A 22,423-nucleotide genomic window follows, 5' to 3' on the forward strand; every position below is an offset into this window, starting at 1 on the left:
GCCATGACCGCCGCGCTGTTGATTATCGATGTGCAGGAAGGGTTGTTTACGCCGCCGCCGGCGGATGCCACGGGCACCGTTGCGCGCATCAATCTGCTGAGCGAGCGCGCCCGTCGGGCCGGCGCGCCGGTTGTCGTGATTCAGCACCACACGCCGGACGACGAACTGCCGCACGGCAGCGCCGCCTGGCAAGTGCTTGCGGCGTTGACGGTGGCGCCGGGCGACCACCGGGTGGAGAAAACCACGCCGGACTCCTTCCTGCGCACCTCGCTGGGCGCATTGCTGATCGCCAACGGCGTTTCGCAGCTGGTGGTGTGCGGCTACTCCACGCCGTTTTGCATCGATACCACGGTGCGTAGCGCGGCGGCGCGCGGTTATCCGGTGACGCTGGCGGCGGATGCTCATACCTGCCACGACAAATCCTATGCCGACGGCCTGCTGATCCGCACCCACCATAACGAGACGCTGTCGAATATCGACAGCTTCGGCGTGCCGATCCGCGCCGTGCCTGCGGCGGACATCGTGTTCTGATTACGGAAAAACGGGGGCCTCGGCCCCCGTTCGTTATTTCAGTCCCGCCCGCCGCGCCGCCACCTTGGCCAGCGCCGCCCAATCCAGATCCGCATCCCCCTGCGCCATCGCGTCGAGGAAGTTGTCTTTCAGCACCCCGGCGAACGGCATCGGCGTATGGCTGTCGGCGCCGGCGGCCAGCGCCAACCCGACGTCCTTCAGCCCCAGCGCCAGCCGGAATCCAGCCGGGGAATACTTCTCGGCGGCGATCAGCGCGCCATAGCCCTGATAGGCCGGGGCGGCGAAGACGGTGCTGCTCAGCATCTGCAGATAGTCGGCGCCGGACACGCCATAGTTGCGCACCAGCGCACTGCCTTCCGCCATCGCTTCAATGGCGCTGGCCAAGGTAAAGTTGGTGGCGATCTTGACCACGTTGGCCTGCGCCGGATCGGCGCCGAAGTGCCAGGTTTTCTGGCCGAGGGCATCGAACAGCGGCTGCGCTTTCTTCAGCAGCTCGCTCTCGCCGGCCGCCAGAATATTCAGCTTGCCGGCGGCGGCCACGTCGACCCGGCCCAGCACCGGCGCGGCGAGATAGCCGATGCCGTGTTCCGCATGCAGCGCCGTCAAACGCTGGGCGAGTTCGACCGAGATGGTCGCCATGTTGATATGCAGCGCGCCCGGTTTCATCCGTTGCAGCAACCCGCTGTCGACCACCACCTGTTGCGTGGCGGCATCGTCGGCCAGCATGGTGATCAGCACATCGGCATCGGCCAACTGTTCCGGCCGCTCGGCCTGCCGCGCGCCGGCGCTGACCAGTGGCTGCGCCGCCTGCGGCGAGCGGTTCCATACCGTTAATGCGAAGCCCGCCTGCAACAGGTTGGCCGCCATGGCGCTGCCCATCCCACCCAGTCCGGCAAATCCGATCTTCATCATGCGCTCCTTTTTCAGGTTGAAGGTTTTACCCTAGCGCGCCGGGCCAGGAACGCAAATGCCGGAGTGTAACGCCTTCTTACGCACCGGCGGCGGGCTATTGACGTGCTGCCGCTGCGGGTATACCTTGATGGCATGAATATATCGATGCCTTCCACCCACAATCAGTCATGGTGGCGCCTTTTCTGAGGCGGCACGAGTATTCACATCTCTTTTTAATGCCGCCGGTTTGGCGGCATTATTTTTTGTGGCGTTGATCCGGCGGTGTACTGACCTTCAGGAGCACTGCCATGAGTTACACCATTCTTACCGGCGATCGCGCCACCGGCCCACTGCATTTAGGCCACTTCGTCGGCTCGCTGCGCCAGCGCGTCGAACTGCAGCACCAGCATAACCAAACGGTGATGGTGGCGGATCTGCAGGGCCTGACCGACAACGGCAACAACCCGCAAAAAATCAGCGCCAACGTGCTCAACGTAGTGGCCGACTATCTGGCGGTGGGCATCGATCCGCACCAGACCACGATCTGCCTGCAGTCGGCGCTGCCGGCGTTGGCCGAGCTGACGATGTACTATCTCAACCTGGTCAGCGTGGCGCGGCTGGAACGCAACCCGACGGTGAAAAATGAAATCGCCGAGAAGGATTTCGCCCGCAGCCTGCCGGCCGGCTTTTTGATCTATCCGGTCAGCCAGGCGGCGGACATCACCGCCTTTGGCGCCACCCACGTGCCGGTCGGCGAGGATCAGCTGCCGATGCTGGAGCAAACCAACGAGATCGTGCGGCGTTTCAACCATATCGTCGGCCAACCGGTACTGACGGAGTGCCAGCCGCTGCTGAGCAACGTCGGGCGTCTGCCGGGGCTGGACGGGCAGGGCAAGATGTCGAAATCGCGCGGCAACGCCATCCAGCTTGGCGCCAGCGCCGACGAGGTGCACAAGGCGGTGATGAGCATGTTCACCGATCCCGGTCATCTCAACGTCAGCGATCCCGGCCGGGTGGAGGGCAACATGGTGTTCACCTATCTTGACGCCTTCTGCGACGACGCCGCGCTGGTGGCTGATCTGAAGGCGCATTACCGCCGCGGCGGGTTGGGGGACGTGAAAATCAAACGGCTGCTGGAGGATTGCCTGCAGAGCCTGCTCGAGCCGATCCGCACCCGCCGCGCCGAATTCATCGCCGATAAAGGCGAGCTGACGCGCATCCTGCAGCACGGCACCCGCCGCGCGCATCAGGTCAGCCAGCAGACGCTGCAGCAGGTCAAGGCGGCGCTGGGGCTGGACTTCTTTAGCCTGGAATGATGCGCACGCCGGGGCGTCACGCGTCACGCCCCGGCCATAAAACCATCATCCCACTGTCATAAACTTATTCGTTAATAGGTGCCCATAATGATTAGCCACTGAAACCAGAGAAATCATATGGCTCAGGCACTGTTAAAATTGGCACAGCACGACTTCCCAGGGCAGCACGCCGCCGCATCCCGCAAAGTGTTATCGGTAAAGGGACTCGGCAAGGCCTACAAAGCGCAGCAGCGCGTGCTGGATGACATCAACTTCGATCTGCACGCCGGCGAGTTCGTGGCGGTGATCGGCCGTTCCGGCGCGGGCAAGTCCACGCTGCTGCACACCCTGAACGGCACCATCCCTTCCAGCTGCGGCGAGATGTTGCACTTCGAAGACGATGGCGTGGCGCAGGATATCGCCCAGCTTGCCGGCCGCCAGATGCGCCAGTGGCGCGCGCGTTGCGGCATGATCTTCCAGGACTTCTGCCTGGTGCCGCGGCTGGACGTGATGACCAACGTGCTGCTGGGTCGTCTGAGCCACACGTCTACCCTGAAATCCTTCTTCAAACTGTTCGATGACGCCGACCGCGCTCGCGCCATCGAGCTGTTGCAGTGGCTCAACATGCTGCCGCATGCGCTGCAGCGCGCCGAGCACCTCTCCGGCGGCCAGATGCAGCGCGTCGCCATCTGCCGTGCGCTGATGCAAAACCCGCAAATCCTGCTGGCCGATGAGCCGGTGGCGTCGCTCGATCCGAAAAACACCCGCCGCATCATGGACGCGCTGCAGAAAATCAGCGAAGACGGCATCGCGGTGATGGTGAACCTGCACTCGGTCGAACTGGTGAAAGAGTATTGCTCGCGGGTGATCGGCATCGCCCACGGGAAGATCGTGTTTGACGGGCATCCTTCGCAACTGAACGAACGGATCCTGCACCAGCTGTATGGCGAAGAAGCCAATCAGATCCATTGAAGCACTTTTGACCTTTACCCTTTACACACAAGGCACACCTAATGAAAAAAGTATTGAGTCTGACCACCCTGATGGCCGGCGCGATGATGGTCTTTAATGCTGCCGCAGCGGATGCGCCGAAAGAGCTGAACCTGGGCATTCTCGGCGGCCAGAACGCCACCCAGCAGATCGGCGATAACCAGTGCGTGAAGCAGTTCCTGGATAAAGAGCTGAACGTCGATACCAAGCTGCGCAACTCGTCCGACTATTCCGGCGTGATCCAGGGCCTGCTGGGCGGCAAGATTGATCTGGTGCTGAGCATGTCGCCGTCCTCGTTCGCTTCGGTCTATATCAAGGATCCGAAAGCGGTGGACATCGTCGGCATCGCGGTCGACGACGTCGACCAGTCGCGCGGCTACCACTCGGTCGTGGTGGTGAAGGCCGGTAGCCCGTACCAGAAGTTGGAAGACCTGAAGGGCAAGGCCATCGGCTTCGCCGATCCGGACTCCACCTCCGGCTTCCTGATCCCGAACCAGGCGTTTAAAAAGCTGTTCGGCGGCACGGTCGACAACAAATACAACAACACCTTCTCCAGCGTCACCTTCTCCGGCGGCCACGAGCAGGACATCCTCGGCGTGCTGAACGGCCAGTTCGAAGGTGCGGTAACCTGGGCGTCGATGATCGGCGATTACAACACCGGCTACACCAGCGGCGCGTTCACCCGCATGATCCGCATGGATCACCCGGACCTGATGAAACAGATCCGCATCATCTGGCAGTCGCCGCTGATCCCGAACGGCCCGATCCTGGTGAGCAACTCGCTGCCGGCCGACTTCAAGGCCAAAGTGGTCACCGCCATCAAGAAGCTGGATAAAGACGATCACCAGTGCTTTATCAAAGCGATGGGCGGCAAGCAGCACATCGGCGACACCACCCTGGCGGAATACCAGAACATCATCGATATGAAGCGCGAGCTGACCAAAGGCGACCGTTAATTCCCGGCTGCCTCGGCCGTCCGAATGAAGGGGTTCAGCGTGCTGAACCCCTTGTTCCATAAAGATGGAAGACCTGTTTTGAATACCGATTTCGCACACTATTACCAACGGATCCGCAGCAAGCAAAAGCGCGAAGCGCTGTTGTGGTCGCTCGGGCTGGTGGTGTTGTACCTGGGCGCCGGCAACCTCGCCGAGTTCAACCTGCACACCGTCTGGGTGTCTATTCCGCACTTCTTCGACTACCTGGCCGAAACCATTCCGACGCTGCACTGGCACCTGCTGTTCGCCGACGGGCGCACCGAAGGCTCGCTGGCCTATTGGGGTTACCGCCTGAACATTCAGCTGCCGCTGATCTGGGAGACCCTGCAGCTGGCACTGGCGGCGACCATTTTCTCGGTGCTGGTGGCGACCGTACTGGCGTTCCTGGCGGCCGGCAACACCTATACTCCGGCCTCGGTGCGGCTGGCGATCCGCACGCTGGTGGCGTTTCTGCGCACCATGCCGGAGCTGGCGTGGGCGGTGATGTTCGTGATGGCGTTCGGCATCGGCGCCATTCCCGGCTTCCTGGCGCTGGCGCTGCACACCATCGGCAGCCTGACCAAACTGTTCTACGAATCGATCGAAACCGCCTCCAACAAGCCGGTGCGCGGGCTGGCGGCCTGCGGCGCGACGCCGCTGCAGCGCATGCGCTTCGGCCTGTGGCCGCAGGTGAAACCGGTGTTTCTCTCCTACAGCTTCATGCGGCTGGAGATCAACTTCCGCCAGTCGACCATTTTGGGACTGGTGGGGGCGGGTGGCATCGGCCAGGAGCTGATGACCAACATTAAACTCGACCGCTACGATCAGGTCAGCATGACGCTGCTGCTGATCATCGTGGTGGTTTCCGTGCTCGACTATGTGTCGGGCGAACTGCGCAAGCGCGTAGTGGAGGGGGCAAAATGACAGCGGGCACTCCGGCGTCGGCGGAAACGCTGCGCCAGCTAAAACAGCAGCATCCGGCGATCTTCGCGCAGCAGGGGCGTTACCTGCGCACCGTCGGCCTGATCGCGCTGGCGATCGTGCTGTACTACGTGTTCTTCTTCCTGGTCTTCGGCATTAGCTGGCCGCAATTTATCAACGGCTGCCAGCAGCTGGGGCGCTATTTCCTGCGCATGTTCGTCTGGCATGACTTCGTCAACTGGCCGTTCATGTATTACTTCCAGCAGATTGGCATCACCATCGCCATCGTGTTCGCCGGGACGATCACCGCGTCGCTGATCGCGCTGCCGCTGTCGTTCTTCGCCGCGCGCAACGTGATGTCGACGCCGCTGCTGCGGCCGATTTCGGTGCTGGTGCGCCGCTTGCTCGACGTGCTGCGCGGCATCGACATGGCTATCTGGGGGCTGATCTTCGTGCGCGCCGTCGGCATGGGGCCGCTGGCCGGGGTGTTGGCTATCGTGATGCAGGACGTCGGGCTGCTGGGCAAACTGTACGCGGAAGGGCACGAGGCGGTGGACAAGTCCCCCAGTCGCGGCCTGACGGCGGTGGGCGCCAACGGGTTGCAGAAGCACCGCTACGGCATCTTCACCCAATCGTTCCCCACCTTCCTGGCGCTCAGCCTGTACCAGATCGAATCCAACACCCGCTCTGCGGCGGTGCTGGGCTTCGTCGGCGCCGGCGGCATCGGCCTGGTGTATGCGGAGAACATGCGGCTGTGGAACTGGGACGTGGTGATGTTCATCACCCTGATCCTGGTGGTGGTGGTGATGATCATGGATAAGGTCTCTTCGCTGCTGCGCAACAAGTACATCATCGGCGAAGATATCCCGCTGTATCAGCAAAAAAGCCAAATCGATTGAGAAACCCCTTGCCGATCCCTATACTGCCGCACATTCAAGGTGTGTGGCAGTCATTTCGTTTCGCAATGTGCGCACGTCCCCGTTAGACAAGTAAAGGCAATGCAATCCCATGATGAACAACGACGTGCTGCGCAGCGTGCGCTATATGCTGAGCATTAACAACGCCAAAATGGTCGAGATTATCAAACTGGACAATTTCGAGGTGGCGGTGTCGGCGATGGACGCTTACGTGATCAAAGAAGGTGAGCCGGGCTACGAGAAGTGCCCGGACGAAGTGATGGCGCACTTCCTCAACGGCTTGGTGTTCTTCAAACGCGGCAAGGACGACAAGTTCCCGGCGCCGGCGGTTGAACTGCCGATCACCAATAACCTGGTGCTGAAAAAGCTGCGCGTGGCGTTCGAGCTGAAAGACACCGATATGCACCAGATCTTCACCGCGGTGGATTTCCGCATCTCCAAGCCGGAACTGAGCGCGCTGTTCCGCAAAGAGGGCACCAAGAACTACCGCCCATGCGGCGATCAGATGCTGCGCTACTTCCTCAAAGGGCTGGCGCAGCGCGTTCGCGGCGAGTAACGCGCAGCGTTCACCGAGCATCAGGCGCAATCGCAAGGTTGCGCCTTTTTTATTATCTCTCTCTCCCGCCCGCCGTTGTTGTACAGGCCCTCAGCCATCCATCATCGATGGAGGGGGCGCCGCCTATCCGGTTACTTTTTCATGGTTTGTTCAATGTTGATTGAAACGTAAAATCCAGAGGAGTAATTCAATGGCTCAAATGTCAAAAGAAGATCTGCTGTTCAACGCAAAAAATGCCGCCGCTGAGACCAATGACGGCGGTGAATTTGCTGAATATACCCCTGAACAGTTTGGCGCCGTGGGCGATGGCCTGGCCGATGATCGAGAAGCTGTCAGCGCCATGTTCGCTAAAGTGGCTATTGATGCCGCTAAATCGATAAAAAAACGCCAGGTCAGAATGGCGAATGTCTATCGGTTGACGCTGGGTCCGGCTTGGCAACCTCTGCAGATCCCCAGCAACTGCCATATTTATGGCGGTGGTGAAATTCACCTGGATGACGATACGCCTCAAATCAACATTTTTAATACCGTTGAACAGTCGAATTTCCTCGTGGAGGATCTCAGGATTACGAGAAAGGCGACACAGAAAGATGCCGATCCTATTTGGTGGTATGCCACTCGCGCGTGTACCGGCATGGCTTTCATCCGTTGTGAAAACTTCACCGTGAGAAATTGCGTCATCAGCATGCATACCGATGCTTTGGGCCTTTCTGACTGCACGTCCGTTACTCTTGAGAACAATTTGCTTAAGGATCTGGGAGAAGAACCTATCGCCGTTCGTGGCGGACGCCATATTACGATCCAGAATAATGAACTGACGAATCACCAGGGTGACGGGATCCTGCTGAAAACGGGCGTGAACCGAGATGCTTATGACGTCTTGATTGTGAACAATCATATTCATGATGGACATAAACCCGCTAAACCTGCTGGGGCGGGGCATACGCAAAGAGGGGGTGGGGTGACATTGAATAATGAAGTGACCGGCACGCCTTATTCATTCACTGACCTGACCGTTGCCAATAACCATATTGTTAATACCAGCTATGGCATCGCACTGGGTGGAATCAGTGACATTAATATCTCTAATAACTACATCAAAACGATCGAAAGGTTCGGCATTCAGATCGACTATTCCTTAGTAAATAACCCCACTAAAATCCCTACGAATAATTCCCGAATCATGGGGAATCACGTTGAAGATACCGTTGAAAATGGCATCGATTATCACGGTAACAACGATATTTCTGTCGCTGAGTCTGTTATCGCAGATAACTTTTTAAACTTCTGTGGTACTTCCACGGCATCGGCCTTCAATGGCATTGCCGCAACGGAGGCGACCCTTTCAGGCAATATTATCAATAACTGTAAGGTAGCCTTGTTCGCCAATAGCTGCGTGATGACCGGTAACAAGATAACCAATTCCGGATGGAGCAGCAGCCAGGTATGGATCAAGCTGTATGGCGAGCGCACAGTGTTTTCCGGCAACCGGGTAACGGACGCCGGCTTTGGTTATATCCGCTTTTTGAATGGGAAGAACACCATTATTGAAGGGAATGTGATCAAGCTTGCTGCTCCTGCTCGGGCACTGGAGTTAGGCGGGGCATTTGACGAAACGACCCTGATTGGCAAGAACGTCTGGGATTGCGCTTTTAAACCGATTCTCTCTACGATTGCTGGGGTGACGGGCAATAGGCTTATTCAGTATTCCTTCCCGAATGAAGGTGTGGCCCACATTACCCCTCAGATGTTCGGCGCAAAGGGCGATTGGAATGATGCGACTGGCGTTGGTACGGATGATACGCAGGCGTTTAAACAGGCTATTGCCTATGCGATTAACCAGGGCTACAAGAAGCTCTATGTTCCGGCGGGCAACTATTACATTACGGATACGTTAAATTTAGGTGGAGAAAACTACACCGGAGATAAAGGCATTGCGATAGAGGGGGAAAATTGGATTAGTACGAAATTCTTCTTTAAGCCGACGTCTAATGATCATGCGTGTTTTGAGTCGAAAGGCGGTTCCGGGATCCATACCAACAGGTATATCAGCGATGTGACGATTACGCCGACCAAGGGCGCGTTATATACGGGTACCGGCTATCGGATCAATGGTTCCTGTTTCATGCGGCATGAACGATTGCTGATTATGAAGTTTTTTGTGAACTTACATCTGTTGAACGGCTATACCGGGGCGTTTACCGAGTTCGTAAGTTTTCACTCTTGCCGGTTTCATCGCGGGCTGTCGAATATATTGCTGGAGAGCAATGGCGGTGATAGCTCCTTCCATGGCGTGGGGTTCCACGAAATTCAATGTCAGATAAAAGTCTCCGGCAATCCGGGGGATGGTGGCACAAATACGGATGCCGGCGTGGGGCTGGAGCTGAGAGGAAGCGCCAATACGGTGCGCTGGTACAACGGTTTCTGTTATATCCACCTGTTCGGCGGCGTCGGCGCGACGGCTATTAAACTCACCCGAACCAACACCGATAACATCCTGGGGCAGTTTACTTGCGAAGGTGAAACCATTCTTCAGAGTGATGGAAGCCTCTTTGAATGCCGAGGCGGTTTCTACAACGTGAGTAATACCACTTACAATGTGGCGGCAGAGCCGGTAAACGGCATCGTGGCGGCATTTGTGTTTGATAACATGATGAGTAATACGACAAGGTTCTCCAACGCGGCAATCGCTGATATGACCCCGAGACAGCTTCCGTGGTCCTTGGCGGACAGGGCCAGTAATGGCGCTTATCCGGCCATTTTTCATGGCATCAAGGACGACTCCGATAACCTGTGCTATGCCGCCAGAGGGGGGAATACCAACTACCATTACTTTGGCGGTATTGCTCCAGGCAATAACCTTCAGGGGTTTGAACCGGGCGTCAGGTTGGCGCAGGACGGAGCTTCTTTCATTAGTTTCGCACCTAAGTTTACGCTTGGCGCTAATAACAATACGACCAGCAGCGGCGTATCCATTTCCCCTGCGGATTTTTCCCCGCAGAAGGATCTCGCGACTGCCTTAGGGCAACCTTCATTCAAATGGAGCGGGTTGTACACTAAGCAATTAACGGTTGCGGATAACGGTATCTACCCGGCCGGCAATGGCGCTTACCCTATTGGTGGGCCGAATAACCAATTCTCCTCTGGCCACATAAAAGTGTTGAATATTTATGATTCAGCAAACGTGAAAGGAGATCCCGTAGGTGTCAGAGTCGCTGTCCCCATTTCGGCTGCCGCCCCCGGTAACGTCGGCCAATGGTCGGCAGATTCCGCATTCTTTTATGTTTGCACGGCGGTCAATACCTGGAGAAGGGTGGCTCTAACCACATGGTAGACACAGGGCTTGTGGTTGATAGCTGATCTATCCACATAGTCCTTCCGGGGCGGTGAGTTTCGCCGCTCCGGTTTTCCTCTGAATCATTCCCTTACTGCACTCTTTTTGTTCTCCCGTTGCGCGCCGCTGGTGCAGCCCGTTCGCCGGGGCTGTCATAAGTTTTAATTATAATTTATTGAAATCATGAGATTAAAAATTGGCACGCCGGTTGCTCTGTTGAATCCCATCTTGTGTACCAGATGGAATTCAGCCGATGAGCGAACCTGTTGAAGCGTGCGGTTTTACCCTCAGTGAATGGCAGCACCATTATCAAACCCGTCCGGCGGGCGAGCGCCTCGCCTGCGTCAGTGCGACGATCGAAAGGCTGATCGCCGGCCTGAAGCCGGACGATAACGCCTGGCTGTATCTTGCCACGCCGGCGCAGCGCGAGCAGCAGTATCGGCAGCTGGCGCAGAGGCTAGAGGCGGTCGCCGGCGATCTCAGTTGCTTGCCGCTGTTCGGCGTACCCTTTGCCATCAAAGACAATATCGACGTCGGCGGCTGGCCGACCAGCGCCGCTTGCCCGTCGTTCACCTATCAGGCCGCGGCGGACGCCACCGTGGTCGCCAGGCTGCGCGCCGCCGGGGCGATCGCCCTCGGTAAAACCAACCTCGACCAGTTTGCTACCGGGTTGGTGGGCACCCGCTCACCTTATGGCGCGGTGGTCAACAGCTTCGACAACCGCTACGTCAGCGGCGGTTCCAGCTCCGGCTCCGCTTCGGTGGTGGCGCGCGGCCTGGTGCCGTTCGCGCTGGGCACCGATACCGCCGGTTCGGGGCGCGTACCCGCCGGGTTCAACAACATCGTCGGGCTGAAGCCGACCAAGGGGCGGTTGTCCAACCGCGGCGTGGTGCCGGCCTGCCGGTTGAACGACACCGTTTCGATCTTCGCGCTGACGGTGGCCGATGCGGCGCAGGTGGCGGAGCTGGCGAGCGGCTTTGACGCGGCAGATCCGTATTCCCGCGCCGATCCGCATACCGCGCCGGCGGATATTCCCGCCGCGCCGCGTTTCGCCGTTCCCGCCCAGTTGGAGTTTTTCGGCGACGTGCAGGCCGAGCGGGCGTTTCATCGTGCGCTGGCGCAGCTGCAGGCGGGCGGCGCCACGCTGGAGCCCCTCGATTTCGCGCCGTTTCGCACCCTGGCGGAACAGCTGTATTACGGCCCCTGGGTAGCGGAGCGCACCGTGGCCATTGAGCAGGTGCTGGAAGCGAACCCGCAGGCCATCGATCCGGTGGTGCGCGGCATCGTCGGCAACGGCCTGAGCTACAGCGCCTGCGACGCCTACAAGGCGGAATACCTGCGCGCCGAATTGGCGCGGCAAATCGCCCAGCGGCTGGCGCCGTTCGACGCGCTGGTGGTGCCGACCGCGCCCACTATCCGCACCCTGGCGGAGATGGCGCAAGAGCCGGTGCTGTTCAACTCGCAATTCGGCACTTACACCAATTTCACCAACCTGGCCGATCTGAGCGCGCTGGCGCTGCCGGGGCCGCTGCGCGAAGACGGGCTGCCGGCGGGCATCACCCTGATTGCGCCCGCCTGGCATGACCGGGCGCTGGCGGCGTTTGGCCTGCGCTGGCAACGGCAAAGCGCCTTGCCGCTCGGGGCTATCGGCCGGGTATTGCCGCCGCAGCCTGCGCCGGCACCGTCCACAGGGCACGTGCGTCTGGCGGTAGTAGGCGCTCACCTCAGCGGCATGCCGCTCAACGTCCAGCTGACGCAGCGCGACGCGGTGCGGGTAGAGCAAACCGTTACCGCTCCCTGTTACCGCCTCTACGCGCTGGCCGATACCGAGCCGCCAAAGCCGGGGCTGGCGCGCACGGCACAGGGGGCGGCGATCCACCTTGAGCTGTGGGACATCCCGCTGGCCCGTTTCGGCGAGTTTGTAGCGGAAATCCCGGCGCCATTGGGCATCGGTACGCTGCTGCTGGCGGACGGCCGGCGGGTAAAGGGGTTTATCTGCGAAGCCTGGGCGCTGGAAGGCGCCACGGATATCACTGAGTTTGGCGGCTGGCGTGACTATCTCGCCAGCGTTAAGGGGGCATGAACATGTTTACTACCGTACTGATCGCTAACCGCGGCGAAATCGCCTGCCGCGCCATTCGCACCCTGAAACGCCTGGGCATAACCAGCGTGGCGGTCTACTCCGACGCCGACCGCAATGCGCCGCATGTCACCGAAGCCGACAGGGCGGTGGCGCTCGGCGGCGACAAGGCCGCCGACAGCTACCTGCGCATCGACAAGATCCTTGCGGCGGCCGCCGCCACCGGCGCGCAGGCGATCTACCCCGGCTACGGCTTTTTGTCCGAGAGCGCCGAGTTTGCCGAAGCTTGCGAGGCGGCGGGCATCGCCTTTATCGGCCCGACGGCGGCGCAGATCCGCGAGTTCGGCCTCAAGCACCGGGCGCGCGAGCTGGCGGCGTTGGCCGGGGTGCCGATGACGCCGGGCACCGGCTTGCTGGAGAGCGTTGAGCAGGCGGTCGCCGCCGCTGCGCGCATCGGCTACCCGGTGATGCTGAAAAGCACCGCCGGCGGTGGCGGCATCGGCCTGACGCGCTGTGACGACGAGGCGGCGCTGCGCGACGCGTACGACAGCGTCAAACGGCTGGGGGAGCAGTTCTTCCGCGACGCCGGCGCCTTTATCGAACGCTTCGTCGATCGGGCACGCCACGTCGAGGTGCAGATTTTCGGCGACGGCCAGGGGCGGGTGGTGGCGCTCGGCGAGCGCGACTGCTCGCTGCAGCGCCGCAACCAAAAGGTGGTGGAAGAAACCCCGGCGCCGCACCTGCCGGCGGCGACCCGCCAGGCGCTGCATCGGGCGGCGGTGGCGCTGGGCGAGTCGGTGAATTACCGCAGCGCCGGCACGGTGGAATTCATTTACGACGCCGCACGCGACGAGTTTTATTTCCTGGAAGTGAACACCCGCTTACAGGTAGAGCACCCGGTTACCGAGATGGTCACCGGTCTGGATCTGATCGAATGCATGTTGCAGGTGGCGGCGGGCGACGCGCTGGATTGGGCGGCATTGCACCGCGCGCCGCAGGGCGCAGCGATTGAGGTGCGCCTCTATGCCGAAGATCCACTGAAAAACTTCCAGCCCAGCCCCGGCGTGTTGACCGAGGTGCATTTCCCGACCGACGTGCGCCTCGACGGCTGGGTGGCGACCGGCAGCGAAGTCTCTGCGTTTTACGACCCGATGATCGCCAAGCTGATCGTCCACGGCGCCGATCGGTCGCACGCGCTGGAAAAACTGCGCGTGGCGCTGGCGGCGACCCGTCTGCACGGCATCGCCACCAACCTCGACTATCTGCGGCAGGTGATCGCCACGCCGCAATTTCAGCGCGGTGACGTCTGGACGCGCCTGCTGGACGATGTGCGTTTCCAGCCGCATTGCCTCGAAGTGCTGCAACCCGGCACCTACAGCAGCGTGCAGGACTATCCCGGCCGCCTCGGCTATTGGGATATCGGCGTGCCGCCGTCCGGCCCGATGGACGACTTCGCGTTCCGGCTGGCCAACCGCATCGTCGGCAACCATCCGGCGGCCGCCGGGCTGGAATTTACCCTGCAGGGGCCGACGCTGCGTTTTCACTGCGACGCCACCATCGCGCTGACGGGCGCCAGCTGCCCGGCCGATCTCGACGGCGAAGCGGTCGCTTACTGGCGGCCGATTACGGTGCGGGCCGGGCAGGTGCTGACGCTGGGGCGCGCTACGCACGGCTGCCGCACCTATCTGGCAGTGCGTAACGGCTTCGACGTGCCGGTATATCTCGGCAGCCGCTCTACCTTCGCGCTCGGGCAGTTCGGCGGCCACGCCGGGCGCACCTTGCGCGTGGCGGACATGCTGGCGATCGCTCAACCGGCGCTGGCAGCCAGCACCACCCCGGCACCGATCGCCGCGCCGCAGGCGATGGACAACAGCCTGATCCCGCACTACGGCGATCAATGGCACATCGGCGTGCTGTATGGGCCGCACGGCGCGCCGGACTTTTTCACCACCGAATCGATAGAGGCCTTCTTCGCCACCGACTGGCAGGTGCATTACAACTCCAACCGCCTCGGCGTGCGTCTGGCGGGGCCGAAGCCCGAGTGGGCGCGGGAGGACGGCGGCGAAGCCGGTTTGCATCCTTCCAACGTGCACGACTGCGAGTACGCCATCGGCGCGATCAACTTCACCGGCGACTTCCCGGTGATCCTGACCCGCGACGGGCCCAGCCTCGGTGGCTTCGTTTGCCCGGTGACCATCGCCAAGGCCGAACTGTGGAAAGTGGGGCAGGTGAAGCCGGGCGACCGCATCCGTTTCCATCCGATCGGCTTCCGGCAGGCGCAGTCGCTGGAGCAGGCGCAGCTTGGCAGCATCGAAGCGCTGGCGGCGGTGAAGGCCATCACCCTGCCGCCGCCGGACCTGGCCCCGGCGGATACCGTTTCCGCCGCGGTGGTGGCGGCGCTGCCGGCGGCGGAGGGGCGCCCGGCGGTGGCGTATCGTCAAGCGGGGGACGGCTACATCCTGATGGAGTACGGCGACAACGTGCTCGATCTGGCGCTGCGCCTGCGCATTCATCTGCTGATGCAGTCGCTGCGCCAGGAGGCGATCCCGGGCGTGGCGGAGCTGGCGCCGGGCGTGCGTTCGCTGCAGATCCGCTACGACAGCCGGCAGATAAGCCAGGCCGACCTGTTGCAGCGCCTGCTGGCGCGCGAACGGGCGCTGGGGGACGTCAGCCGGCTGAAGGTGCCGACGCGCACCGTCTGGCTGCCGATGGCGTTCGAGGATTCGGCCACGCTGGGGGCGGTGGATCGCTATCAGCAGACGGTGCGCGCCTCTGCGCCCTGGCTGCCGAACAACGTCGATTTCATTCAGCGCATCAACGGCCTGAGCCGACGCGAGCAGGTGCGCGACATTCTGTTCGACGCCAGCTACCTGATCCTCGGGCTGGGGGATGTGTACCTCGGCGCGCCCTGCGCAGTGCCGCTTGATCCGCGCCATCGCCTGCTGAGTTCCAAATACAACCCGGCGCGCACCCACACCGCCGAAGGGACGGTCGGTATCGGCGGCATGTACATGTGCATCTACGGCATGGATTCGCCGGGCGGTTACCAGCTGGTCGGGCGCACGCTGCCGATCTGGAACAAATTCCTCAAAAACTCGCAGTTCACCGCCGGTCAACCCTGGCTGCTGCGCTTCTTCGATCAGGTGCGCTTCTACCCGGTCAGCGAGCAAGAGTTGGACGAGCAGCGCGAAGCGTTCCGCGAAGGGCGCATGCAGGTGCGCATCGAAGAGAGCGAGTTCGACTTCGCCGCATACACCCATTTCCTGGCCGACAACGCCGGGGCGATCGCCGATTTCCAGCATCGTCAGCAACAGGCGTTCAGCGCCGAAGTGGCGCGCTGGCGCAGCGATGACGACGAGGCCGAGGCGCAGCTGTTGCCGCCGGTGGAAGAAGACGCCATCGACGGCGATCTGGTCAGCGCCGATCTGAACGGCAGCGTGTGGAAGATCCTGGTGGAGCCGGGGCAGGCGGTGGCGGCCGGGCAGCCGCTGATCGTGGTCGAGGCGATGAAGATGGAGCTGGCGGTCACTGCGCCGCGCGCCGGGATCGTTAAGCGCATCAGCTGCCGGCAGGGGCGGCCGGTCGGGCCGGGCGACGCCCTGCTGTGGCTGGAAAAGGCGGTTTGAACGGAGGATCGATGATGCAAATCACCAACGGAGAGCACAAGGCGCGCCCGGAGGGGCTGGCGGAGCGCATTTATCTGCAGCTCAAGGCCGACATCTTCGAGTTTCGTCTGCTGCCGGGCGATCGCTTCAGCGAAAGCGAGGTGGCGCAGCGCATGGCGGCCAGCCGCACGCCGGTGCGCCAGGCGCTGTTTCGGCTGGAGCGTGAAGGCTATGTCGAGGTGCTGTTTCGCAGCGGCTGGCAGGTGCGGCCGTTCGACTTCGCCTACTTCGAAGAGCTGTACGATCTGCGCATCGTGCTGGAACAAGAGGCGGTGAAACGGCTGTGCGAAGGCCCAGCCGGGGAAACGCAGGGCGCGCTGGCGGCGCTGAGCCATTTTTGGGCCGAAGCGCCGCGACTGGCGGACGGCAAGGCGGTGTCGCAGCACGATGAGCAGTTTCATCAGGCGTTGGTGGCCGCGGCGGGCAACGGCGAAATGGCGCGCATTCACCGCGAACTGACCGAAAAGATCCGCATCATTCGCCGGCTGGATTTCACCCAGCAGGCGCGGGTGGACGCCACCTACCGCGAACACGCCGCCATTTTGCAGGCGATCCTGCAGCGGCGAAGCGGGGAGGCGCAAACGCTGCTCGGCGAGCATATCGCCGTCAGCAAGGCAGAGGTACGAAAAATAACGCTGCACATGTTGCACCAGGCGCGGGCTCATCAGCCTGCGCGCTCGGCGTAACGATTTTGATTTCACACACATCAGGAGTTTGAACTATGCAACGTCGTCGTTTTATCAAAGCTTTTGCGCTGTCCGCCGCCGCGATCGGCCTTGGCCTGGCCTGGAGCGCACAGGCCGCCGACACCATCAAGGTCGGCATTCTGAGTTCGCTCTCCGGCACCATGGCGATATCCGAGACGCCGCTGAAGGATGTGGCGCTGATGACCATCGACGAGATCAACGCCAAAGGCGGGGTGCTCGGCAAAAAGCTGGAGCCGGTGGTGGTGGATCCGGCTTCCAACTGGCCGCTGTTCGCCGAAAAGGCGCGCCAGCTGCTGAGCCAGGACAAGGTGGCGGCGGTGTTCGGCTGCTGGACTTCGGTGTCGCGCAAGTCGGTGCTGCCGGTGTTTGAGGAGCTGAATGGGCTGCTGTTCTACCCGGTGCAGTACGAAGGTGAAGAGATGTCGCCGAACGTGTTCTACACCGGCGCGGCGCCGAATCAGCAGGCGATCCCGGCGGTGGAATACCTGCTGAGCGAGGACGGCGGCGGCGCCAAACGCTTCTTCCTGTTGGGCACTGATTACGTCTATCCGCGCACCACCAACAAGATCCTGCGCGCTTTCCTGCACAGCAAGGGGGTGCAGGACAAGGATATCGAAGAGGTCTACACGCCGTTCGGCTACAGCGATTATCAGACCATCGTCGCCAACATCAAGAAATTCGCCGCCGGCGGCAACACCGCGGTGATCTCCACCATCAACGGCGATTCCAACGTGCCGTTCTACAAAGAGCTGGCCAACCAGGGCGTCAAGGCCACCGACGTGCCGGTGATCGCCTTCTCGGTCGGCGAGGAAGAGCTTCGTGGTATCGACACCAAACCGCTGGTGGGCAACCTGGCGGCCTGGAACTACTTCGAATCGCTGGATAACCCGACCAATAAACAGTTTGTCAGCCAGTGGAAAGCCTACGCCAAGGCGCACAACCTGCCGAATTACGCCACTGCGGTGACCAACGACCCGATGGAGGCCACTTACGTCGGCCTGCATATGTGGGCGCAGGCGGTGCAAAAGGCCGGCACCACCGACGTCGATAAGGTGCGCGCGGCGATGGCTGGGCAAACCTTCGCCGCGCCGTCGGGATTCACGCTGACCATGGACAAAACCAACCATCACCTGCACAAGCCGGTGATGATCGGCGAGATCGAGGGCAACGGCCAGTTCAACGTGGTGTGGCAGACCGAGGCACCGGTGCGCGCGCAGCCGTGGAGCCCGTATATCGCCGGCAACGACAAAAAACCGGATTACCCGGTGAAAGGCGGCAAGTAACGTCACTCAGCGCCGGCGCGGCCCAACGCCCGCCGGCCCAACAGAAGAGGCAGCTGATGCAATCTCCGTTTTTATCCTCTCTGCGCGCCGGGCTGTGGCTGCTGTGCGCCTGGCCCCTGCTGGCGCAGGCCGGGCCGGCCGATGAGTTCGCGGCGGCCAACCGTGCACAGCAGGCCAAACTGCTGCAGGCGTGGGCGGCCGAGCCGGACGCCGCGCGCCTGCCGTTGCTGCAGGGGCTGCAGCAGGAAACCGTGGCGATCGACGGGGCGAAGCGCGCCTTTATCCGCCAGGGCGACCGCTATCTGCCGCTCGAAGGTGCGGCGGCTCCGGTTGGCGAACCGAAGAAGGTATGGCTGAACAACCGGCTGCGCATTCTGATCGCCAACGCGTTGTCGGCGCAGCGATTGGTCAGCGCGGATGCGGCGGTGCGGCTGCAGGCGGCGACCGCGCTGCAGCGTGAGGCGCAGGGCGAGCAGTTGCCGCTGTTGACCCGGCGGCTGGCGCAGGAGAAAGACCCGCAGGTGCACGACGCGCTGAGCATTGCGCTGGCCAACCTGCAATTGACCGACGCCAGCCCGCAGGTGCGTTTCAATGCGGTGCGGCTGCTGGGCGAATCGGGCGAGCCGGAAACCCGCGCGCGGCTGCAAGCGTTGACCGATGCTGCCCACGAACCGGACGCCGCGGTGCGCGCCGAGGCGCAACGCAGCCTGCAGCGCGTGCAGCACCGTCTGATGATCGGCGATCTGCTCGGCCAGGCGTTCAGCGGCCTGTCGCTCGGTTCGATCCTGCTGCTGGCGGCGCTCGGCCTGGCGATCACCTACGGCCTGCTCGGCGTCATCAATATGGCGCACGGCGAAATGCTGATGCTCGGCGCCTATTCCGCTTACCTGGTGCAGGGGCTGTTTCAGCAGTGGGTGCCGCAGTGGCTGGCGCTTTATCCGCTGGCGGCGCTGCCGGTGGCGTTCGCCATCACCGCCGGGATCGGCATGCTGCTGGAGCGCACGGTGATCCGCCACCTGTACGGCCGGCCGCTGGAAACCCTGCTGGCTACCTGGGGCATCAGCCTGGTGCTGATCCAGCTGGTGCGGGTGCTGTTCGGCGCGCAGAACGTCGAGGTCGCCAACCCGGCGTGGCTGTCGGGCGGCGTGCAGCTGTTGCCGAACCTGGTGCTGCCGTGGAACCGCATCGCGGTGATCGCGTTCGTGCTCTTGGTGCTGGCGTTGACCTGGCTGCTCTTGAACAAGACCCGCCTCGGCATGAACGTGCGCGCGGTGACGCAAAACCGCGCGATGGCCGCCTGCTGCGGTGTGCCCACCGGGCGGGTGGACATGCTGGCTTTCGGGTTGGGATCCGGCATCGCCGGGCTCGGCGGGGTGGCGCTGTCGCAGCTGGGCAACGTCGGGCCGGAGCTGGGGCAAGGCTACATCATCGATTCGTTCCTGGTGGTGGTGCTCGGCGGCGTCGGCCAGCTGGCGGGGACGGTAGCGGCGGCCTTTGGCCTCGGCATCGTCAACAAGATCCTCGAGCCGCAGATCGGCGCCGTGCTGGGCAAGATCCTGATCCTGGTGCTGATCGTTCTGTTTATTCAAAAGCGTCCGCAGGGGCTATTCGCCCTTAAGGGCAGGGTGATTGACTGATGAGCCAACCATTGACCGTAACCGGCGTGCAGAAAGCGCCTCGGCTGGCGTTGAGCATCGGCGCGCTGGCGTTGCTGGCGCTGCTGGTCATGCCGTTCATGACGCTGTTGCCGGCGGATCATCCGCTGGCAGTGTCCACCTATACCCTGACGCTGACGGGCAAGATCCTGTGCTACGCGGTGGTGGCGGTGGCGCTCGATCTGGTGTGGGGCTATGCCGGGCTGTTGTCGCTCGGCCACGGGCTGTTCTTCGCGCTCGGCGGCTACGCCATGGGCATGTACCTGATGCGGCAGGCGGCGGGCGACGGGCTGCCGGCGTTTATGGCGTTCCTCTCCTGGACTGAGCTGCCGTGGTTCTGGAGCGGCACCCAGCATTTCGCCTGGGCGCTGTGTCTGATCGTGCTGGTGCCGGGCCTGCTGGCCTTTCTGTTCGGCTACTTCGCCTTCCGCTCGAAAATCAAAGGGGTGTATTTCTCGATCATGACCCAGGCGCTGACCTATGCCGGCATGCTGCTGTTCTTTCGCAATGAGACCGGTTTCGGCGGCAATAACGGCTTTACCGGTTTCACCACGCTGCTCGGCTTTCCCATCACCGCCGCCGGCACGCGGGTGGCGCTGTTTCTGGCGACGGTGCTGCTGCTGGTCGCCAGCCTGGCCATCGGCTTTGCGCTGGCGCGCAGCAAGTTCGGCCGGGTGCTGACTGCGGTGCGCGATGCGGAAAACCGCCTGACTTTCTGCGGCTACGATCCGAAGGGCTTCAAGCTGTTCGTCTGGACGCTGTCGGCGGTGCTGTGCGGGCTGGCCGGCGCGCTCTATGTGCCGCAGGTCGGCATCATCAACCCTGGTGAAATGTCGCCGACCAACTCGATCGAGGCCGCCATCTGGGTGGCGCTTGGCGGGCGCGGCACGCTGGTGGGGCCGCTGCTCGGCGCCGGCATCGTCAACGGCGCCAAGAGCTGGTTCACCATGGCCATTCCCGAATACTGGCAGCTGTTCCTCGGCCTGATGTTTATCGTCGTTACGCTGTTTCTGCCCAAAGGGGTGATCGGCCTGCTGCGGCGGAGGAAAAGCTCATGAAGGCGATGCAAGTGACCGACGAGCTATTTACCCATCCGCTACCGGCGGATAAATATCGGCAGCAAACCGATCCGGTGCTGCAGCTCGACAACATCAACGTCAGCTTCGACGGTTTTCGCGCGCTGACCGATCTGTCGCTGCGCATTGGCGTCGGCGAACTGCGCTGCGTGATCGGCCCCAACGGGGCCGGCAAGACTACGCTAATGGATGTGATCACCGGCAAGACCCGGCCGGACAGCGGCAGGGTGTTTTACGACCAGACCGTCGATCTGACCCGGCTGGCACCGATGCAGATCGCCCACGCCGGCATTGGCCGCAAGTTTCAAAAGCCGACGGTGTTCGAGGCGCTGACGGTGTTCGAAAACCTGGAGATCGCGCAGAAAACCCGTAAGTCGGTGTGGGCCTGCCTGCGCGCCCGCCTGAGCAGCGAGCAGCGCGACCGCATCGACGAGATGCTGAAAACCCTGCGGCTGGGGCATGAGCGCCACCGGCCCGCCGGGTTGCTGTCCCACGGGCAGAAACAGTTTCTCGAGATCGGCATGCTGCTGGTACAGGAGCCGCACCTGCTGCTGCTCGACGAACCGGCGGCCGGCATGACCGACGCCGAAACCGACTACACCGCCGAACTGTTCCGCGAGCTGGCGGGCAAGCATTCGCTGATGGTGGTGGAGCACGACATGGGGTTTGTGGAGACCATCGCCGATCGCGTGACGGTGCTGCATCAGGGACAGGTGCTGGCGGAAGGATCGCTGGCGCAGGTGCAGGCTGATGAACGGGTGATTGAGGTATATCTGGGGCGCTGAGGAGGCGTAATCATGCTGCAGGTAGAGGAATTGAATCAGTATTACGGCGGCAGCCACATTCTGCGCGGCCTGTCGTTTGAGGCGCGCATCGGCGAAGTGACCTGCCTGCTGGGGCGCAACGGCGTGGGCAAGACCACGCTGCTGAAATGCCTGATGGGGCTGATCCCGGCGCGCAGCGGCAGCGTCCGTTGGCAGGGCGAAACCATCACCGGTAAAAAGCCGCACCAGCGGGTGCAGGCGGGCATCGCCTATGTGCCGCAGGGGCGGGAAATCTTCCCGCGTCTGACGGTGGAAGAAAATCTGCTGATGGGGCTGGCGCGCTTCTCCGGCGGCGCCGCGCGCACGGTGCCGGATCCGATCTATGACCTGTTTCCGGTACTGAGGCAGATGAAGGATCGGCGCGGCGGCGATCTCTCCGGCGGGCAGCAACAGCAGCTGGCGATCGGCCGGGCGCTGGCCTGCCGGCCGCAGTTGTTGATCCTCGACGAGCCGACGGAAGGGATCCAACCGTCGGTGATCAAGGAGATCGGTGCGGTGATCAAGCAGCTGGCGGCGCGCGGCGATATGGCGATCCTGCTGGTGGAACAGTTCTATGACTTTGCCGCCGATCTGGCGGACAGCTATCTGGTGATGTCGCGCGGCAGCATCGTGCAGCGCGGCGCCGGCAGCAATATGGAACAGGACGGCGTACGTGGGCTGGTGGCGATTTGAACGAGGCAAAGGGAGCCGCATGTCTGAAAGTCGTGCAGCTGTTTCTCCTTGC

General features: G+C 62.1%; 17 protein-coding genes. 16 read left to right on the forward strand and 1 reads right to left on the reverse strand.

Features of this window, described 5'->3' with window-relative positions:
* Positions 1-3: 3 nt before the first annotated feature.
* The gene (locus ATE40_RS03725; RefSeq protein WP_063918982.1) at positions 4-531 is read left to right on the forward strand and encodes a cysteine hydrolase family protein; all 528 of its coding nucleotides are present in this window, start codon (positions 4-6) and stop codon (positions 529-531) included.
* 33 nt (positions 532-564) lie between these two features.
* Here the strand turns inward: ATE40_RS03725 and ATE40_RS03730 are convergent, their stop codons facing one another.
* Complete coding sequence (locus ATE40_RS03730) at positions 565-1,440, reverse strand: NAD(P)-dependent oxidoreductase (RefSeq protein WP_063918983.1); 876 nt, start codon at positions 1,438-1,440, stop codon at positions 565-567.
* Between the two features lie 290 nt (positions 1,441-1,730).
* On the opposite strand from ATE40_RS03730, the gene trpS reads away from it, so the two are divergent.
* From trpS to urtE, 15 genes are all read left to right on the forward strand, one after another.
* Positions 1,731-2,738 (forward strand): tryptophan--tRNA ligase, encoded by a 1,008-nt coding sequence (trpS, locus tag ATE40_RS03735; RefSeq protein ID WP_063918984.1) that lies wholly within the window; start codon positions 1,731-1,733, stop codon positions 2,736-2,738.
* A 117-nt stretch (positions 2,739-2,855) separates the two neighbouring features.
* Positions 2,856-3,689: a phosphonate ABC transporter ATP-binding protein gene (gene phnC, locus ATE40_RS03740; RefSeq protein ID WP_019454697.1), complete on the forward strand. Its 834-nt coding sequence runs from the start codon at positions 2,856-2,858 to the stop codon at positions 3,687-3,689.
* Between the two features lie 41 nt (positions 3,690-3,730).
* Positions 3,731-4,663 carry a phosphonate ABC transporter substrate-binding protein gene (phnD, locus tag ATE40_RS03745; RefSeq protein ID WP_019454696.1) on the forward strand — a complete coding sequence of 311 codons (933 nt, stop codon included), beginning with the start codon at positions 3,731-3,733 and terminating at the stop codon, positions 4,661-4,663.
* A gap of 78 nt (positions 4,664-4,741) precedes the next feature.
* Positions 4,742-5,605 carry a phosphonate ABC transporter, permease protein PhnE gene (phnE, locus tag ATE40_RS03750; protein ID WP_019454695.1) on the forward strand — a complete coding sequence of 288 codons (864 nt, stop codon included), beginning with the start codon at positions 4,742-4,744 and terminating at the stop codon, positions 5,603-5,605.
* Complete coding sequence (gene phnE / locus ATE40_RS03755; protein WP_019454694.1) at positions 5,602-6,501, forward strand: phosphonate ABC transporter, permease protein PhnE; 900 nt, start codon at positions 5,602-5,604, stop codon at positions 6,499-6,501. The genes phnE (ATE40_RS03750) and phnE (ATE40_RS03755) overlap by 4 nt, the downstream gene beginning before the upstream one ends.
* Positions 6,502-6,610: 109 nt before the next feature.
* Positions 6,611-7,075 (forward strand): YehS family protein, encoded by a 465-nt coding sequence (locus ATE40_RS03760; RefSeq protein WP_019454693.1) that lies wholly within the window; start codon positions 6,611-6,613, stop codon positions 7,073-7,075.
* 190 nt (positions 7,076-7,265) lie between these two features.
* Positions 7,266-10,409 (forward strand): right-handed parallel beta-helix repeat-containing protein, encoded by a 3,144-nt coding sequence (locus ATE40_RS03770; RefSeq protein ID WP_071891945.1) that lies wholly within the window; start codon positions 7,266-7,268, stop codon positions 10,407-10,409.
* Positions 10,410-10,662: 253 nt separating this feature from the next.
* Positions 10,663-12,492 carry an allophanate hydrolase gene (atzF, locus tag ATE40_RS03775; protein ID WP_063918987.1) on the forward strand — a complete coding sequence of 610 codons (1,830 nt, stop codon included), beginning with the start codon at positions 10,663-10,665 and terminating at the stop codon, positions 12,490-12,492.
* A gap of 2 nt (positions 12,493-12,494) precedes the next feature.
* Positions 12,495-16,115 (forward strand): urea carboxylase, encoded by a 3,621-nt coding sequence (gene uca, locus ATE40_RS03780; RefSeq protein WP_063919586.1) that lies wholly within the window; start codon positions 12,495-12,497, stop codon positions 16,113-16,115.
* A 14-nt stretch (positions 16,116-16,129) separates the two neighbouring features.
* On the forward strand, positions 16,130-16,840 hold the full coding sequence (locus ATE40_RS03785; RefSeq protein ID WP_063919587.1) for a GntR family transcriptional regulator: 711 nt from the start codon (positions 16,130-16,132) through the stop codon (positions 16,838-16,840).
* 35 nt (positions 16,841-16,875) lie between these two features.
* The gene (urtA, locus tag ATE40_RS03790; RefSeq protein ID WP_019454688.1) at positions 16,876-18,144 is read left to right on the forward strand and encodes an urea ABC transporter substrate-binding protein; all 1,269 of its coding nucleotides are present in this window, start codon (positions 16,876-16,878) and stop codon (positions 18,142-18,144) included.
* Positions 18,145-18,200: 56 nt separating this feature from the next.
* On the forward strand, positions 18,201-19,781 hold the full coding sequence (gene urtB / locus ATE40_RS03795; protein WP_063918988.1) for an urea ABC transporter permease subunit UrtB: 1,581 nt from the start codon (positions 18,201-18,203) through the stop codon (positions 19,779-19,781).
* Entirely contained in the window at positions 19,781-20,857 is a 1,077-nt protein-coding gene (gene urtC, locus ATE40_RS03800) for an urea ABC transporter permease subunit UrtC (RefSeq protein WP_063918989.1), read from the forward strand. Before urtB ends, urtC begins: the two co-directional genes overlap by 1 nt.
* Complete coding sequence (urtD, locus tag ATE40_RS03805; RefSeq protein ID WP_019454685.1) at positions 20,854-21,660, forward strand: urea ABC transporter ATP-binding protein UrtD; 807 nt, start codon at positions 20,854-20,856, stop codon at positions 21,658-21,660. Before urtC ends, urtD begins: the two co-directional genes overlap by 4 nt.
* Positions 21,661-21,672: 12 nt before the next feature.
* A complete protein-coding gene (gene urtE, locus ATE40_RS03810) occupies positions 21,673-22,371 on the forward strand; it encodes an urea ABC transporter ATP-binding subunit UrtE (RefSeq protein ID WP_063918990.1) in 699 nt (232 codons plus the stop codon).
* Positions 22,372-22,423: the final 52 nt, after the last annotated feature.

Origin of the sequence: Serratia surfactantfaciens, assembly GCF_001642805.2 — a bacterium.
GTDB classification, from domain to species: Bacteria; Pseudomonadota; Gammaproteobacteria; order Enterobacterales; family Enterobacteriaceae; genus Serratia; species Serratia surfactantfaciens.